Origin of the sequence: Photobacterium iliopiscarium (assembly GCF_003026395.1) — a bacterium.
GTDB classification, from domain to species: Bacteria; Pseudomonadota; Gammaproteobacteria; order Enterobacterales; family Vibrionaceae; genus Photobacterium; species Photobacterium iliopiscarium.
Genome location: NZ_PYOO01000026.1, coordinates 1 through 13,621, shown reverse-complemented (window position 1 = coordinate 13,621; position 13,621 = coordinate 1). Strand labels below are relative to the sequence as shown.

The 13,621-nt window shown below is 35.0% G+C and carries 18 protein-coding genes; 12 read left to right on the top strand and 6 right to left on the bottom strand.

Features of this window, described 5'->3' with window-relative positions; genetic code table 11:
* From C9J51_RS19590 to C9J51_RS19130, 7 genes are all read left to right on the top strand, one after another.
* Positions 1–190 (top strand): hypothetical protein (locus C9J51_RS19590; protein WP_211306504.1); only part of this gene is annotated, 190 nt, incomplete at its 5' end.
* Positions 190–594 carry a hypothetical protein gene (locus C9J51_RS19155; protein ID WP_045040926.1) on the top strand — a complete coding sequence of 135 codons (405 nt, stop codon included), beginning with the start codon at positions 190–192 and terminating at the stop codon, positions 592–594. The genes C9J51_RS19590 and C9J51_RS19155, both read left to right, overlap by 1 nt.
* 565 nt (positions 595–1,159) lie before the next feature.
* A complete protein-coding gene (locus C9J51_RS19150; protein ID WP_045040927.1) occupies positions 1,160–1,369 on the top strand; it encodes a hypothetical protein in 210 nt (69 codons plus the stop codon).
* Positions 1,370–1,405: 36 nt separating this feature from the next.
* A complete protein-coding gene (locus tag C9J51_RS19145) occupies positions 1,406–2,599 on the top strand; it encodes a reverse transcriptase family protein (RefSeq protein ID WP_045040928.1) in 1,194 nt (397 codons plus the stop codon).
* A 1-nt stretch (position 2,600) separates the two neighbouring features.
* On the top strand, positions 2,601–2,804 hold the full coding sequence (locus tag C9J51_RS19140) for a retron Se72 family effector protein (RefSeq protein ID WP_045040929.1): 204 nt from the start codon (positions 2,601–2,603) through the stop codon (positions 2,802–2,804).
* A gap of 306 nt (positions 2,805–3,110) precedes the next feature.
* The gene (locus C9J51_RS19135; protein WP_045040930.1) at positions 3,111–3,626 is read left to right on the top strand and encodes a ParA family protein; all 516 of its coding nucleotides are present in this window, start codon (positions 3,111–3,113) and stop codon (positions 3,624–3,626) included.
* Complete coding sequence (locus tag C9J51_RS19130) at positions 3,623–3,985, top strand: hypothetical protein (RefSeq protein ID WP_087846928.1); 363 nt, start codon at positions 3,623–3,625, stop codon at positions 3,983–3,985. Before C9J51_RS19135 ends, C9J51_RS19130 begins: the two co-directional genes overlap by 4 nt.
* A 1,051-nt stretch (positions 3,986–5,036) precedes the next feature.
* On the opposite strand, the gene C9J51_RS19125 is transcribed toward C9J51_RS19130, so the two are convergent.
* The 4 genes from C9J51_RS19125 to C9J51_RS19110 all read right to left on the bottom strand — a co-directional run bounded on the left by C9J51_RS19125 (position 5,037) and on the right by C9J51_RS19110 (position 8,648).
* Positions 5,037–5,492, bottom strand: a complete 456-nt coding sequence (locus tag C9J51_RS19125; protein ID WP_107275285.1) for a hypothetical protein — start codon at positions 5,490–5,492, stop codon at positions 5,037–5,039.
* The gene (locus C9J51_RS19120; RefSeq protein ID WP_045040919.1) at positions 5,489–6,385 is read right to left on the bottom strand and encodes a site-specific integrase; all 897 of its coding nucleotides are present in this window, start codon (positions 6,383–6,385) and stop codon (positions 5,489–5,491) included. Before C9J51_RS19120 ends, C9J51_RS19125 begins: the two co-directional genes overlap by 4 nt.
* Positions 6,378–6,608, bottom strand: coding sequence for a hypothetical protein (locus tag C9J51_RS19115; RefSeq protein WP_045040920.1), 231 nt, complete (start codon positions 6,606–6,608; stop codon positions 6,378–6,380). The genes C9J51_RS19120 and C9J51_RS19115 overlap by 8 nt, the downstream gene beginning before the upstream one ends.
* Before the next feature lie 1,053 nt (positions 6,609–7,661).
* On the bottom strand, positions 7,662–8,648 hold the full coding sequence (locus tag C9J51_RS19110) for a DUF4917 family protein (protein WP_107275284.1): 987 nt from the start codon (positions 8,646–8,648) through the stop codon (positions 7,662–7,664).
* 316 nt (positions 8,649–8,964) lie between these two features.
* Here C9J51_RS19110 and C9J51_RS19105 point away from each other — a divergent pair, with 316 nt between their 5' ends.
* Together C9J51_RS19105 and C9J51_RS19100 are read left to right on the top strand one after the other, a co-directional pair.
* On the top strand, positions 8,965–9,207 hold the full coding sequence (locus tag C9J51_RS19105; protein ID WP_045040921.1) for a hypothetical protein: 243 nt from the start codon (positions 8,965–8,967) through the stop codon (positions 9,205–9,207).
* Positions 9,208–9,288: 81 nt separating this feature from the next.
* Complete coding sequence (locus C9J51_RS19100) at positions 9,289–9,831, top strand: hypothetical protein (RefSeq protein ID WP_052668277.1); 543 nt, start codon at positions 9,289–9,291, stop codon at positions 9,829–9,831.
* A 286-nt stretch (positions 9,832–10,117) separates the two neighbouring features.
* Here the strand turns inward: C9J51_RS19100 and C9J51_RS19095 are convergent, their stop codons facing one another.
* Positions 10,118–10,492, bottom strand: coding sequence for a VOC family protein (locus tag C9J51_RS19095; protein WP_045040922.1), 375 nt, complete (start codon positions 10,490–10,492; stop codon positions 10,118–10,120).
* A gap of 406 nt (positions 10,493–10,898) precedes the next feature.
* Here C9J51_RS19095 and C9J51_RS19090 point away from each other — a divergent pair, with 406 nt between their 5' ends.
* The 3 genes from C9J51_RS19090 (at position 10,899) to C9J51_RS19080 (ending at position 12,852) form a co-directional block, all read left to right on the top strand.
* A complete protein-coding gene (locus tag C9J51_RS19090; protein ID WP_107275283.1) occupies positions 10,899–11,246 on the top strand; it encodes a type II toxin-antitoxin system RelE/ParE family toxin in 348 nt (115 codons plus the stop codon).
* Between the two features lie 2 nt (positions 11,247–11,248).
* Entirely contained in the window at positions 11,249–11,551 is a 303-nt protein-coding gene (locus C9J51_RS19085; RefSeq protein WP_045032858.1) for a helix-turn-helix domain-containing protein, read from the top strand.
* A 560-nt stretch (positions 11,552–12,111) separates the two neighbouring features.
* Positions 12,112–12,852 carry a hypothetical protein gene (locus tag C9J51_RS19080; RefSeq protein ID WP_107275282.1) on the top strand — a complete coding sequence of 247 codons (741 nt, stop codon included), beginning with the start codon at positions 12,112–12,114 and terminating at the stop codon, positions 12,850–12,852.
* Positions 12,853–13,335: 483 nt separating this feature from the next.
* Here the strand turns inward: C9J51_RS19080 and C9J51_RS19555 are convergent.
* The coding region (locus C9J51_RS19555; RefSeq protein WP_170073323.1) for a hypothetical protein at positions 13,336–13,621 on the bottom strand (286 nt) is incomplete at its 5' end.

Sequence of the window (13,621 nt, the reverse complement as noted above, 5' to 3'; positions counted from 1 at the left end):
TATTTTATTTGCTATGGCATTTGGTCTTTCTATTGGAAGTGTTACTGCTTCTGATTCTGATTCTTTAGTTAGGATAGGATCCGCCGTTACAATCTTATTTGTTTTTGGTATACATTCGTGCGAAAGATATAATAGACATGTTGTTGAATGTGTGCCGTTCTGGAATTTTGAAAAAGTGGGAGTAAACTAATGGATCTGTTTACGTTTCTTCCAACATTACTTAGTGTCTTAGGTGGTGTCATATCAGGATTTGCAATGTATCAATCTTCTAGATCACTAAGACGACGTCTAAGGATTGAACGAAAATTAGCGCATAATTTGGCTTTAGAATTGCAGATGAGAAAGATTGAATCACAAGTTACTTTTGAGTTAAACAAGTTAGAGGTACGAGGTAAAATTTGTGACACTCAAGATTTTGATAAGATCAAATTAGAAATTGATGATGCCATAAGATGCGCGGTAAAGAGATTAGTTGAAGAAGAGCAGATGGTTATCAAGAAATCCCTTGAGCAGCCATCAAAGCAAGGGCAAGGTTCTTACATTCGTAAGATTTTAAATAATTCCCTTCAAGAGCTATCTCATCAAAAAGCGTAATTTAGTACGGTAACATTTGTAATGTTAAATACTAACAATTTAAAAGGTCGCTTAGGCGGCCTTTATTGTATCTGGACGTTATACAGCGTATCGGGTACATACCGTTAAATAGAAGTGGGTTTAACTCTTTCATTTCCCCCCTTCCCCCCCTAAATATACCTATTTAATATATCTTTTTTCTTTAGGTGTTATTTAGGAATTAATATAATAAGGCATTTTCTTATTATATTTATCAGTGCTTTACATCGTGTTGCATAATGTATATTATTCTGTGGGTGGGCGAAGCGCCCATTTGCTTTGTTTTTAGTGTTTACGTATTTAACAGAAAAATGATGCTCTAGAATCTAGATGCGAATCTTCTATGAAGATTCATGACCCGCATCCGCGCACATACTGGCGCAAAATTAGGCGCAGCTGAATTAGCGCTTATATTTTAGCACCAACTTGAACGACGGTTGTCTGGCACTGATTAGAGAGGTCGGCTCAACGGTCATTAATAAGATTTCTGTGAAAGATTTATTGGTCTGGCATGGCACTTTTGCCTCAAACCCATAAGGATTTCAATATGAAAAAGTTTACTTTTACAGTACGTTACTCACAAAAAAATAAGAACACAGAATTCAACGTTGGAATCAATGCTGAATATTCTGAACAGCAAAATGACCCGAGCTCAAAGGATTGGAAAGGACTCTTTGTAGACTTTCACCCTTTGGTTGTTGCATTTTTTAGTTATTATGTACCAATGATTTTTGATGCAGTTACTAATATGATTTAACAGCTGACTTCTCTTTTTCCAAATAAAGAAAATATCATGGACAAACCCCAATACCCTTGTAAGTCTATTGCTTCTGTTGAAGTTTTAGCTAAAACATTAGGTGTTCATCTTAAATTATTAAATAATATTGCTAGTAAGGTTGAAGAGTCATACTCTTCTTATGTTCTCCCTGCGCATAAAGTTTCAGGAAAAATACGAACAGTCTTTGAACCTAAGCATGAATTAAAAAAAATCCAAAAAAGAATTAATTCTCGTATTTTTGAACGAGTTATTTTCCCTGAGTATTTAATTGGAGGAATAAAAGCCACACCTACAATTCCTCGTGATTATGTACAAAATGCAAGAATACATTCAAAAAGTAAAACATTAATAAATTTAGATGTAAGAAATTTCTACCCAACAATAAAGGCTCAAGAAGTAAAAAAAATATATAAATATTTTTTTAAATTCAGTGATGAAGTCGTTGAATTATTAACGTTGCTTACCACATATAAAGGGGCTGTTCCTCAAGGTGGATGCACTTCTAGCTATCTTGCTAATCTAATATTTTTTAATTCTGAATATCAGATAGTTAGTTCTCTAAGGGGACAAAACATCAGATACAGTCGATTGTTAGATGATATAACAATTTCAAGCACATCAGAAATTTCTTCGAAAAAAATAACAGTTATTATCAAATCAGTTTCTGCAATGTTAAAAAAGCACAATTTATCTTTAAAAGGAAAGAAGACTAAAATTTCCGATAGAGATGAGTGTCATAAAGATTTTGAAGTTACAGGACTGTGGGTTAAAGAGGCTGAGCCTAAATTAAGGAAAGAAGAAGTAAGGCGTATTCGACAGTTAGTTTATCACTGTCAACTTGAATCTATTAATGGTATGGATTCTGATGAATATCATAAAATTTGGAATAATGTATCTGGGTTGGTTACTAAATTAACACGATTAAAACATTCGCAAGGTAAAAAATACCGAGATATATTAACCTTAATATTACCAATATATAACGATTACGAAATAAATAAATTAAAGAAAAAGATTAATTTTGCATTGAAAATCCCTAAAGAAGATCACTATCGAATTGGAGTTATAAAAAAATATAATCAATTAAATTATAAGTTGGGTATATTAGGAAGAACACATAAAGGTATGGCAAAAGATGCAAGAAAAAGATTAAAATGCCACTACTCTACCATCCCTAAGATGGATAATTATTGGGAAATGGATAGTTAATATGGAATTAGATTTAGGTATTATCAATGCATTCAACTCGTTTAAAGGTATTGGGTTTATTCGACGTGAAAAAGGAAAAGATGTGTTCTTTTCTATTGATGATATAGAACAAGACATAGACATTATAAAATTAGGAGCAAAAGTATCCTTTTCAATAATAAAAACCAAAAAAGGTCTTAATGCTAAAAATATTATAATTAAATAATATTTTTATTTACTCTCTCCTCCTCTAATTAGCATCTCTTGATTAACTAATTTTTCATTAGTAAGACAGTAGATAGTTAATCGTTAAGATCTGTGTGTTTGTTAGTGCGCATAAAATTTGTGATGTTAAATACTAACAATTTAAGAGGTCGCTTAGGCGGCCTTTGTTGTATCTGGACAAATATACGTGATGTTAAATTAATACCTACCAGAGGGGGGTTTTTAGCTTTTATTCTTTTTTTAATTCAGTAATGGTTGTACTATAAGTACATACTTCTAGTGTTTTGAATGAAAAAGGTTAAAAAACGTGCATATCATATTTTTCAATAGTAAAGGTGGAGTTTCTAAATCCACTCTTTGTGAGTATACCGCTCAAGAACTACAGAGATTAGGCTATTCAGTTAATGTGGATAATACCGATCAACAACAACATGTAACACTTATTGAAAACGAAAATGCTGATTATTTTGTTTACGATACAGCAGGAGCATTCACTTCTGATAACGTTGAATTACTTCAAGCAGCTGTAGACGTAAAATCCTTGATAATCGTACCGTTAAATACGGGTAAAAATGATCTTAAAGAAATTCCTTTTCTTGTAGCTAAACTTGATGAATTAGGTCTTAAAGATAAAACTCGTTTTGTATTTACTAAAACAAGAGTTAATAGCAAATCACTTTCTGAACGAAGATCAACACTTAAAGAGTTAGGGCTTTCATCTCTTAAGTGGGTTATGCCAATGCTTGAAGATTTTTCAGAGCAGCGAAATACAGCACGAACTCGTTCTGAAATATCAACATTTTTACATGAGGCCGTACTATGAGCTTGCTTAAAAAGAAAGCTATACAATCAGAAGAACGAGAACCATTAACAACCCATTCAGCTGTCATAGCTAAACAACAGAAGAAGACTCGTGAATATCAAAAGCAATTACGAGCTAAATATGCTGAGCACTGGAAAGCAGAGAAAACTATTATTGATTTAGCTGAAGGCGTTGAGCTTAGTGCTTATATTAACGAACATACCGATAATATGTCTGATAACCGTTGTGGTATTCACTCTATGAAAATTAATCCGTATGAGCTAGCTGTTATTAAGAAAGCTATGGAGATAAAGGAAAGCCGATCAAGTCGTGAGTTATTTATTGAATATTGTAAAACGATTACTAAAAGTACACACTAAAAGTACATATCTTTAGTATGTACTTGTTTATTTTTGAATGTAAAAACTAGCCGTCTTGAAGTTATTACATTGTTTTTTATAACTTAAATTTAATATAACATGCTGAATTATATAATTATTATTAAGTTTTCATTGTATGGTGTTGAGGTGGCTTGATAGAAATGAAAGTGTGTTTCACTTTTATACCAATGATAGGAAAAAGTCGATCTGTGCGTCTTTTTCTGTGCAGTAATGGAAAAATCAAACAATGAATAACAATTGATACATCGTATTTTTACGGTATTTTAATCATTGCGATCTTAAGCGATTAGCCGTAACCTAATGCCCAGATGTGAAAAAACCTAGCTTGCAGGCTAGGTTTATTCGGAATACTTAAAACGATTTTCGAAGCTCGTTAAGTCCTATCATGATAGCTACATCATATTAGAACTGCAAGTATTCCCTCGACATCTCGTCAATTTGTTTATACCCACTACGACTGTAATCATTCGTGCTAGCACTGAGAGTCAGCTTCACAGCCACTCGATGAAGTGAGCGACCCTGTTAAAGGCGTAGGTAATGTTTCGGCAAATTGATTGAAGGTGAGAAGGAGGGAAGCCCCTGATTCGACCGTCACTGGCGATAAGGGATCTCAATCAACACACCAAACTCAAGTAACGCTGTCACTGATGCGAACAACTTATAGAGCACTGACCCTAGAAGGTTATCTCAGTTGTGGGCGACATGGTGACCGACCAGACGAGTGATTGACTCCAAACCATAGGGGTGTTCTGGTCACTGAAGCTGCATGGTTGTAGGCTTCAGGGGTGCAAAGGTCTTTACTCGGCTCATTACCGAATCAGACGTACTCGAAAAGCGGCATTCTTTAGTTCTTATATGGACTAAGGAAAGCTGCTGCTTTTCGAGGGATTCCTAATCTCCCTCTCTCACCCCGAATCAACATCTTCGCTTTTTGTTCAACGTTAACAAAATAAAAAAGCAGTCGCTTTAAGAAAACAGCGTTTACTCTGTTCTTGTTGTTAGATCTAAGAGCTGAGTTTTCCAAGAGAAGTTACTTACTTTCGTTAGTTTTTTGAAGGTGATTACCTAATTTTATTATTTTTGTTAAGGAAAGCGGTTTCCCTTCTAGCTGTATTTGATGTTTCGTTAAGAATGTTGTTATTGCTTTATGATCATTCTTTTTACGATCAAAGGCCGTTCTAATTAAATTATATTGTTTTAGTGTATCAGCGCATTTAGAACATTCTTGAATAGGCTCAATATGGTCTAAAGTATATTTCAGATCATGACATTGATTCATAAAGCGTAGTTTTTCTTTTTCTTCCTCTTTGTATGCGATTTCGTAGTTATCTCTTTGTTGAGTTAGTGATTCTTGATTTCTTATTAACTTTTCAAATTCAGATCTTAATTCTTCTATTGGTGCGGTTTTTATCCATCTTTGTTTTCTTTCTTTTGCAGCTTTTCTTGTTTTTTCGTGCAATATCGCTAATTCTTCTTGAGTTATCATCGTAGATATACCTCTGTGATTTCTGGTCTAAAGTGTCCCATTTCTTGTGATACGACTTCTAAGGCATGACTTCGACTCATTACGCTTTGTAATTCATTCATTCTCTCTTGGGCGTAAGTGTGTCTTAATCCATGTGCTCCTGTACTCCAATTGAGTGTTCTAATGGATGCAGCTGATACCGAGTTACTCCAATTTTTACCAAAGCCAATTGCGTAATGTTGTGTGTAATGTATTCCTCGATCTGTAACAGTGAGTGGTGTTTCTAATCGTTTATCCTCAAGACGCACAGATAAAGCATGAGGGATTAATACTTCTCGTATTAATCCACCTTTTCCATTGACCGTATAATGAACACCATCACGACCTAAAAACTTTTCATCTAACGCAGGCCGATCACTAGGTGGTTGTTCGTTAATTGGTCGCAATGTAATTAATTCATGAGCACGCAGTCCTGCGGCATAAGCGATTTCTGTTGAAAGACTATTTTTATCAGTCTGAGCTTGAGTAATTAAATTAACTTGCTCTGTGGTATAGGATCTGGAGTTTAGAATTTGAGAGTGTTCGGATGGTATAACGGTTAAAGTGCTATCTTTAGGTAAGGTATGGGTAATATGGTGCATCATTGTTTGAAGTGCTTGCCGTTCCATATCTAAGGTTTTTTGTCCAACCTCAAGGGCTCTATCTGTGAGATATTGATGGACTTGTTTTGTTGTTAGATCTTTTAAACCACAGTTGAGATTAGTTTTTGCATATTGTGCGACTTTTGATAAAGACGACTCATAATTACGAACAGTTCCAACGCTTTTAAGAATAGAACCTTGTATCTGCATCATAATGTTAGCAGCTTGCCTGTCTGCAATTGATTTAAGATCACCGGTTGCAAATTTAGCCATGTTTTTCTATCCAGCGATAGACAGTTGAATGTACAACTTTAATACGATTATTCCGTAGAAACCGTTGTAATTCTGCAATCGTTGCGCCTGATTGATGCAACGATAATAATTCATATTTGAATTTATCTAACCGCGATTTTCGTTGGCTATAACACCGTTTTCTTATCGTTATTGTCTGCTTACGTAACGCTGAAAGTTCAGTGTTAACATCAAAATTTTCCATGTTTTACTTTCCTTGTAAGAACATACAACCTTAATAAATAAGGCAGCGACAACTGAATGCCTGTTCGCCACTTTCGAGATTTCTCTCAGGATTTGACTGTTCACTCCTAGCTTTAATGCAGCTAACAAGAACTAGAGCCGTTCTTGGCATCGCCCATGTTTCAGGGTTTGAACTAGAGTCGTTCTCGACATTGCCCATGTTTCAGGGTTTGAACTAGAGCCGTTCTCGGCATCGCCCATGTTTCAGGGTTTGAACTAGAGTCGTTCTCGACATTGCCCATATTTCAGGGTTTGAACTAACCGTTCTCGGTATGGTATTTCACACATCGTAGGATGTGGTTTTGTCCATTGAGTCGTAGGACTCGGACGGTAAACAAAATTAGTGTACGTTTTATGTGAGCATTGTGGAATATAAAAGTTGTATGTTTTTTGACCTTGCGTAGGTTTGTTTGCGTGAAATAATATAAGTCATTGAATTATATGAGACCCGCTATGTCCCATAAAATGGGGCATAGCGGGTCTTGGTGGAGTGGGCGATCTTTGGGTATGAGGAGTTAAAGTAAGGGAATGATGAATGTTAATGTTGAACATTTTTCCGATAGACCAGGTAAGAATGAGGAACGAATGATTCCTGGTCCATTGGGAAAATTAATGCGTTAAGACAGAGAAGTGGGAATCTATCGTTTTGATGTGTTGTATGGTGAATTGCGTTGAAATGAGATTTTCCAAATCAGGTAACACCATTAACAAAATAACAACGGTACTTATTGGCCGTTAAAGTTGAACAAAACTATTCATAACGAGCTGTTCAGCATTGAATTTCATTCAACCCTGATCGCGTAGTGCGCGTTAGATGCCATATGTTAAATACAGCCGTTTTTAGCCAAAAGTCATACTAGGTGTCGAGTGATGGGTGTTTATGGCTTTAAAATCGTTTTTAGGGGTGATTTTACGGGTATTTGGGTTACATCAGATTGATAAGCGATTTATGGCGAGATGAATTGATAAAATCTAGACAGAAGCCCCCGAAGACGCTTCTGTTTGTTATTTTATCTTAACCCCAAACTCGAAAATCTGAGTTATAGAACTTAACTTCAAGATCTGGTTTTTGTAAGAAGGCCAAGGCATTGGCACGAGCACGTGTATTACGATCATTATCTGGATCGCCAAAGATACCTACATAAATCTTTGATACCTTGCTTTTTTTTATTTGTTGGAAGATATGCATGTCATTATCATCCATTGAGTGACCATGAATATATAGGATACCATCTAGAGATTTTAACGATTGATAACAATGGTTTAGATATGGGTTGTGTTCTATTTTCTGAAGTTTTTTTTCGTGAGTTGGTTCTGATACAAACAGAGGGAATCGGCCAGCATCAAGATTGTCTTGCACTTGGTCAACGATGCCAACTCTTTCATCTCGATAGTAAACATGCTTCTTGATTTTTGTTCCTGTGTCATATAGGTGTAAACCGCCATGCACAAAGAATAAATTTTGACTTCTGCCTTGTAACCAATAATTACCGTCAAATCCATCGGTTTTATTTAGATACCTGTGGTTATCGATTTCACGATTGGTTTTGTTGATAGCCCAATAAAGTAAAATATCGTAGTTCAGGGTAAATATATTTTGAAATTCTCTGAGAAATGCACGAACAGCTCTAAATTGATCGTCATTTACTTCACTAGGGCGGAGTGGATGACTGCGAGAAATAACATCAATGAGTGACTCTTTTAGCTTTTCTTGATCATTCCTAATTTCTTCAAAAGTGACAGCATTAATACCGTAAGCCTCGCCAACAATTTCAGCTGCAATTAGGTTCCTCATTACTTGTTCAAAATCACTCGTTTCAAATCGTCTAAAGATTCCTTTAATTTCAGCGTCACGTTCACCAAAGTTTGCTCTATCTAATAGGTGATCGTATCTGAAAATCTCGGGATTCCAAGATTGAGAAAAACCATTACCTAGTAGTATTGATGGGGTTATCCCTTCAGGAAGCTTATCGATTGTTTCTTGATAAGTAGGAAGTATCACGGTTCTATTCCCTTGTCTGAGTAAAGATGCAACAGTATGCTTATTTGAGTGGTTTGGTGCAGGTGCTCAAATCACATAAATGATCTATTGTGCTTTCTACTGTTACAATTTAGATAATTCGCCAGTTCGCATAAATAGATTTGAGGTTAAGTTGTCATTTATCGATGCGAATGGATGATCACTTTAACCTTGTCTACAGGTGTTGACGTGTTAATTATTGTCGTCTACACTTGTAGACAAGGTTGGCAGATTGCTGGCTTGTTTGAGAAATCGAACTTCGCTCTTTAATAATTTGAACTCACACTTACTTGGAGAAATGCCTATCGGAACCTATCATTCAAAGAAAGAAATTGATGAAGCAATTGCAGATGCGATTGCGGCTGGATGGACTTATCATAAAGGTGGTAAAAGTCATACAGTTGGATATCTAAAATGTGAAAACGTTACTATAGGTACTCATCAAAACTGTAAGTGCATGATTCCTATATCGGGATCGCCCCAAAATCCGGGAAATGCAGCAAATAAAATCAGGCAGCATACAAGAAATAAAGCCTGTTAAGAAAAGGTGCAACGCAAGTTGCACCTTGCGTGAGTTTAAATTTAAAGAGATCATATAATTATTGAAATAAGAGAGTTAACTATGACTCAATTTGACTTTGCCCTACTGGCCTACACACTAGTTCCTGTAACTGAGGAGCAAATCTTCGACCTTAACGATGCTTTAATTGATGCGACAGGCGATGACTTTGTAATGACTGCAACAGGCAAGTGTCTAATTATTGACTTTTATCGAGAATCGATTTCATATAGCGAAGCGGTTTTATCGGCAATTAAGCAAGTTCAACAAGTCAATAACATCAAGGTGAAAAGTGTAGACGCAGGCCAGTATGTAGGTTTATCTGATGCAGCTGAACTATCAAGCATGTCACGCTCTGCATTATCAAAATACAGTAAAGGTGAAAGAGGAGATGGTACATTTCCAACTCCGTTCCTTAGAGCTAAAGGCAAAGTCCCGCTTTATGAATGGGCAGAAATAGCCCAGTGGTTAGAAAAAAACGGGTTAGTGGAAAAGGGAATTGCAGAAAATGCTACATTTACCGCGATGATCAACACGGCACTATCATTCAATACCGAAGAATTAGAGCAAGTGGCGAAAATGGAGCGAGAGCTACATTTAGCCTAAAAAATCCAAGTAAGTAATGAGTTCATCCCGATCAATAGCATCGGGATTTTTTTATTGTTAGCAAACCCAATTCTAAATTCCAGGCTAAAATAACAGATCTGACGCTAACTTTGATGAAAAGTGTTAGTACGCATAAATAGATTAACTGTTAAATACCGCCCAATCTGAGGCGGTATTTTTGTATGCGAGGTGGATTTAAAATAAAGGTCACGAAGGCGACCTTTATTTTATAATATACGTTAAGTGTGATATCTGTGAATTAAAAAACACATTAGCTAATAATGTGTTACATAAAATAAACAGCACATAACTTATTACCATCAGGATCTCTAAGGTAGGCTAGGTATTTACTTTTACCGTTATCTCTAATACCAGGAGGATTTTCACAGGTAGTACCACCATTATCAGTACCTGCGTTATGCCATGCATTTACTTGTTCTGGACTATTAGCTTTAAATCCAATAGTCATGCCATTGCCATAAGTGGCAACTTCACCATCAATTGGTTTGGTGATACAGAATATTGATTCAGGGCTAAAATAAAAACAGCGACCACTGTCATCAATAACCCCCTCTTCATAGCCTAATGTTTTCATTATTGCATCATAAAAACGCTTAGACTTTGTAACGTTATTTGCACCAACCATGATGTGACTAAACATATAATAACTCCTATAAACCACTGTCATTAATCTGAACTTATAATTTTTGTTTGTCTATATTACGTAATGATTACTTATTTATTAAAATAGTTTTAAGTGGTAATTTTGATGGCTTTTGGTTACTGCGTATCGGATCGCATAAATAGAATTACTGTTAAATAACCGCCCAAGTTGAGGCGGTATTTTTGTATGTGAGGTAGATTTAAAATAAATCTATTTCTAGGGGGTTTTGCCTAAGTTAGATTTATTTTAAATCTAAGGAATAAGGTCGCTTAGGCGGCCTTTGTTGTATCTGGGCGTTACAGTGTATCTGTATTACAGTTAAATGACCGTCCACTGAGGCGGTTTTTATTTATCCGTGATACTATTAATATAGACTACAATCTATAATAGGTGTTGCAGGTTAATGTGGACAGTCATTACGACAGATTTTTTTGATGAATGGTTTGATGCTCAATCTGACGATACGCAAGAAAAAGTATTAGCTGGTTTAGTTGCATTACAAACAGGAGGGCCAACAATCGGTCGCCCTCTTGTTGATACAGTAAATGCATCGAAATATAACAATATGAAAGAACTTAGAGTCCAACATCGAGGGGATCCTATAAGAGCTTTCTTTGCTTTCGATCCTTTACGTCAGGCAATTGTACTTTGTGCCGGTAATAAATGTGGAAATGAAAAACGTTTTTACAAACAAATGATCCCTATTGCTGATTTTGAGTTTGCTAAACATCTTGAAGAATTGGAGAAATAATTATGGCTAGAAATTTAAATGATATGTTGGCTTCTCGTTCTCAAGATAGTCAGCATCGAATTGCTGAAATGGCGGACGAAATGTTACTCGAAGTTAAGTTCCAAGCTATTCGTGAAGAACTAGAACTAACTCAAGCTGAATTGGCTAGAAATATGGGGATTAGTCAGCCGTCTGTTGTTGCAATAGAGCAGCGTGGTAATGATGTAAAGCTATCAACGATTAAGCGTTATATTGAGGCTATGGGCGGCAAAATGAGTATCAATATTGAATTACCAACAGGTAAACATGTTGGGTTTAACGTCTAAAGTTTTAAAACTCAATTAGAGGCCGCTGAAGCGGCCTTTTTTATGCCTTGTTGATACGATTTAGCGCAGTTCACATAAGATGCATACTGTTAAATACAGGCGTTTCTAACTCAAAGTCATACTACGAGCTGAATGATCGGTATTTATGGTCTTAAAATCGTTTATAGGGGCTATTTGATGGGTATTTGAGTCATGTCAGACTGATAAGCGATTTATGGCGAGATTGATTGATGAAAAATGGCAGATTTAAAATAAATCTATTTAGAGGGATTTTGCCTAAACTTAGATTTATTTTAAATCTAAGGAATAAAGTCGCTAATGGCGACCTTTGTTGTCTCTGGACGTTACCGCGTATTGTATTGCTATCGAATAATTAATGATCGTTCATTATCGATGAATTAAAAAATCAGGAAATTCGGACGGAATTGACGCTGTATTGAGCATAAAAACTGATTTTGGATAGATCTACCCTGACTACTACGAGCCAATAATTGCTAGGCACTGAGCAACTGTTATTTTATAATTCATAAGACTATAACTTTGATAAATAGGATTTTTTAATGAAATATAAAATAATAGTGTCACTTGTATTGGCATTCAGTTTATCTGCTTGTTCAGATAATGATTTACCTTATTATCTATCTAATATTAATGATGCTAAAGATAAAGTGAGTGAATGTAATGCTGAAATGGAAAAAGCATTTCTTTCAAAAAATGAATCTCTATTTAAATCGGTTTCACAAAACTCAGAATGTAATGCAGCTAAACAAGCAATAATTGAATACAAAAGAAATAAAGCTAAATTAGCAAAAGAACGCAAACAAGCAGAGTATGAGGCGAATGTAAAAAAATATACGACAGAATTAACTAAAATACCATTCTCTGATTTCTATACTATTGGTAAAGAATGTTTATTTAATCGATCCGCTAAATGTGAAGCATTTAAAAAACTAAAAGATATTAGAACGTTATCTGAAATAGAATTGATGATTAATTCTAATAAAAATGAAAAATTAGATGTGTATAGTAAAAAGATCTGTGCTGGAATTGATTATAATCAAATACAGTGTGATTTATCAAAGAAAGCCCTTGCGAAGCAAAATAAAGAAAAAATCGAATATTATTTAGCAAATAGAGATAAATTAGCAATTTCATTTAACGCATGCCAAGCAGAATATCAAAAGCTAACAAAAGAAAAAAAATACAGGAAAGCGATGGACGTTATAAATACATATCAGTGCCGACTTATAAGGGATGCTGCTAGTAAACTCCGCATATATGATTTTTCTAAATCTATTTAATTGATCGCATTCTCAATATTTAATACTGGTTGAGAGTGCGTTTCTTTCATTAACGATTAAAACCTTTGTATGCGGTTTTCTATTTTTGCCGTATCTACTCTTTATTCTTTTCTTCTCTTTTTCTTGAATATTTATGCTCGAACGCTTTATAGATCGGAATTAGAAAGATTGCTATCCATAAATGCTAACAATTCAAGAGGTCGCTTAGGAGGCTTTTATTGTATCTGGACGTTACCACGTATCTGTATCGGATCGCATTAGATGCATACTGTTAAATACAGCCGTTTTTAGATAAAACGTAATACTACATGTGAGCATGTTATTACTTTTCTGCATATGCACTTTTATTTATACGTGTGTATCTATATAATTTTAAAAAAAATTGACTAAAAGAATAATGGTAGATCAAGTTTTAAAACATAAAGCTAAAGCAATAAAAGGCCTAAGTGAGGAAACAACAGAGTTTATTACTTGTTTAATTCTTCATATGCTCGTTCCTCTTCTTCCATTATTTATTGAAGCATTGAAAATGAAAGGATGGCCAACAGAAGCAACTTTAGCGATAACTGCATCGATGTACTCAATGGCAATTGGATTATCATCAAGGAATAAAGCAATTTTTTCATTGTGTTTATTTGTAGGTATTTTATTTGCTATGGCATTTGGTCTTTCTATTGGAAGTGTTACTGCTTCTGATTCTGATTCTTTAGTTAGGATAGGATCCGCCGTTACAATCTTATTTGTTTTTGGTATACATTCGTGCGAAAGA

Bases quoted from the DNA above. Each gene is read 5' to 3' on its own strand.
- C9J51_RS19085 (WP_045032858.1), top strand. From the start codon at position 11,249: ATGGCTAGAAATTTAAATGATATGTTGGCTTCTCGTTCTCAAGATAGT.
- C9J51_RS19080 (WP_107275282.1), top strand. From the start codon at position 12,112: ATGAAATATAAAATAATAGTGTCACTTGTATTGGCATTCAGTTTATCT.
- C9J51_RS19145 (WP_045040928.1), top strand. From the start codon at position 1,406: ATGGACAAACCCCAATACCCTTGTAAGTCTATTGCTTCTGTTGAAGTT.
- C9J51_RS19120 (WP_045040919.1), bottom strand. From the start codon at position 6,385: ATGGCTAAATTTGCAACCGGTGATCTTAAATCAATTGCAGACAGGCAA.
- C9J51_RS19130 (WP_087846928.1), top strand. From the start codon at position 3,623: ATGAGCTTGCTTAAAAAGAAAGCTATACAATCAGAAGAACGAGAACCA.
- C9J51_RS19100 (WP_052668277.1), top strand. From the start codon at position 9,289: ATGACTCAATTTGACTTTGCCCTACTGGCCTACACACTAGTTCCTGTA.
- C9J51_RS19155 (WP_045040926.1), top strand. From the start codon at position 190: ATGGATCTGTTTACGTTTCTTCCAACATTACTTAGTGTCTTAGGTGGT.
- C9J51_RS19125 (WP_107275285.1), bottom strand. From the start codon at position 5,492: ATGATAACTCAAGAAGAATTAGCGATATTGCACGAAAAAACAAGAAAA.
- C9J51_RS19090 (WP_107275283.1), top strand. From the start codon at position 10,899: ATGTGGACAGTCATTACGACAGATTTTTTTGATGAATGGTTTGATGCT.
- C9J51_RS19095 (WP_045040922.1), bottom strand. From the start codon at position 10,492: ATGTTTAGTCACATCATGGTTGGTGCAAATAACGTTACAAAGTCTAAG.
- C9J51_RS19105 (WP_045040921.1), top strand. From the start codon at position 8,965: ATGCCTATCGGAACCTATCATTCAAAGAAAGAAATTGATGAAGCAATT.
- C9J51_RS19140 (WP_045040929.1), top strand. From the start codon at position 2,601: ATGGAATTAGATTTAGGTATTATCAATGCATTCAACTCGTTTAAAGGT.
- C9J51_RS19150 (WP_045040927.1), top strand. From the start codon at position 1,160: ATGAAAAAGTTTACTTTTACAGTACGTTACTCACAAAAAAATAAGAAC.
- C9J51_RS19115 (WP_045040920.1), bottom strand. From the start codon at position 6,608: ATGGAAAATTTTGATGTTAACACTGAACTTTCAGCGTTACGTAAGCAG.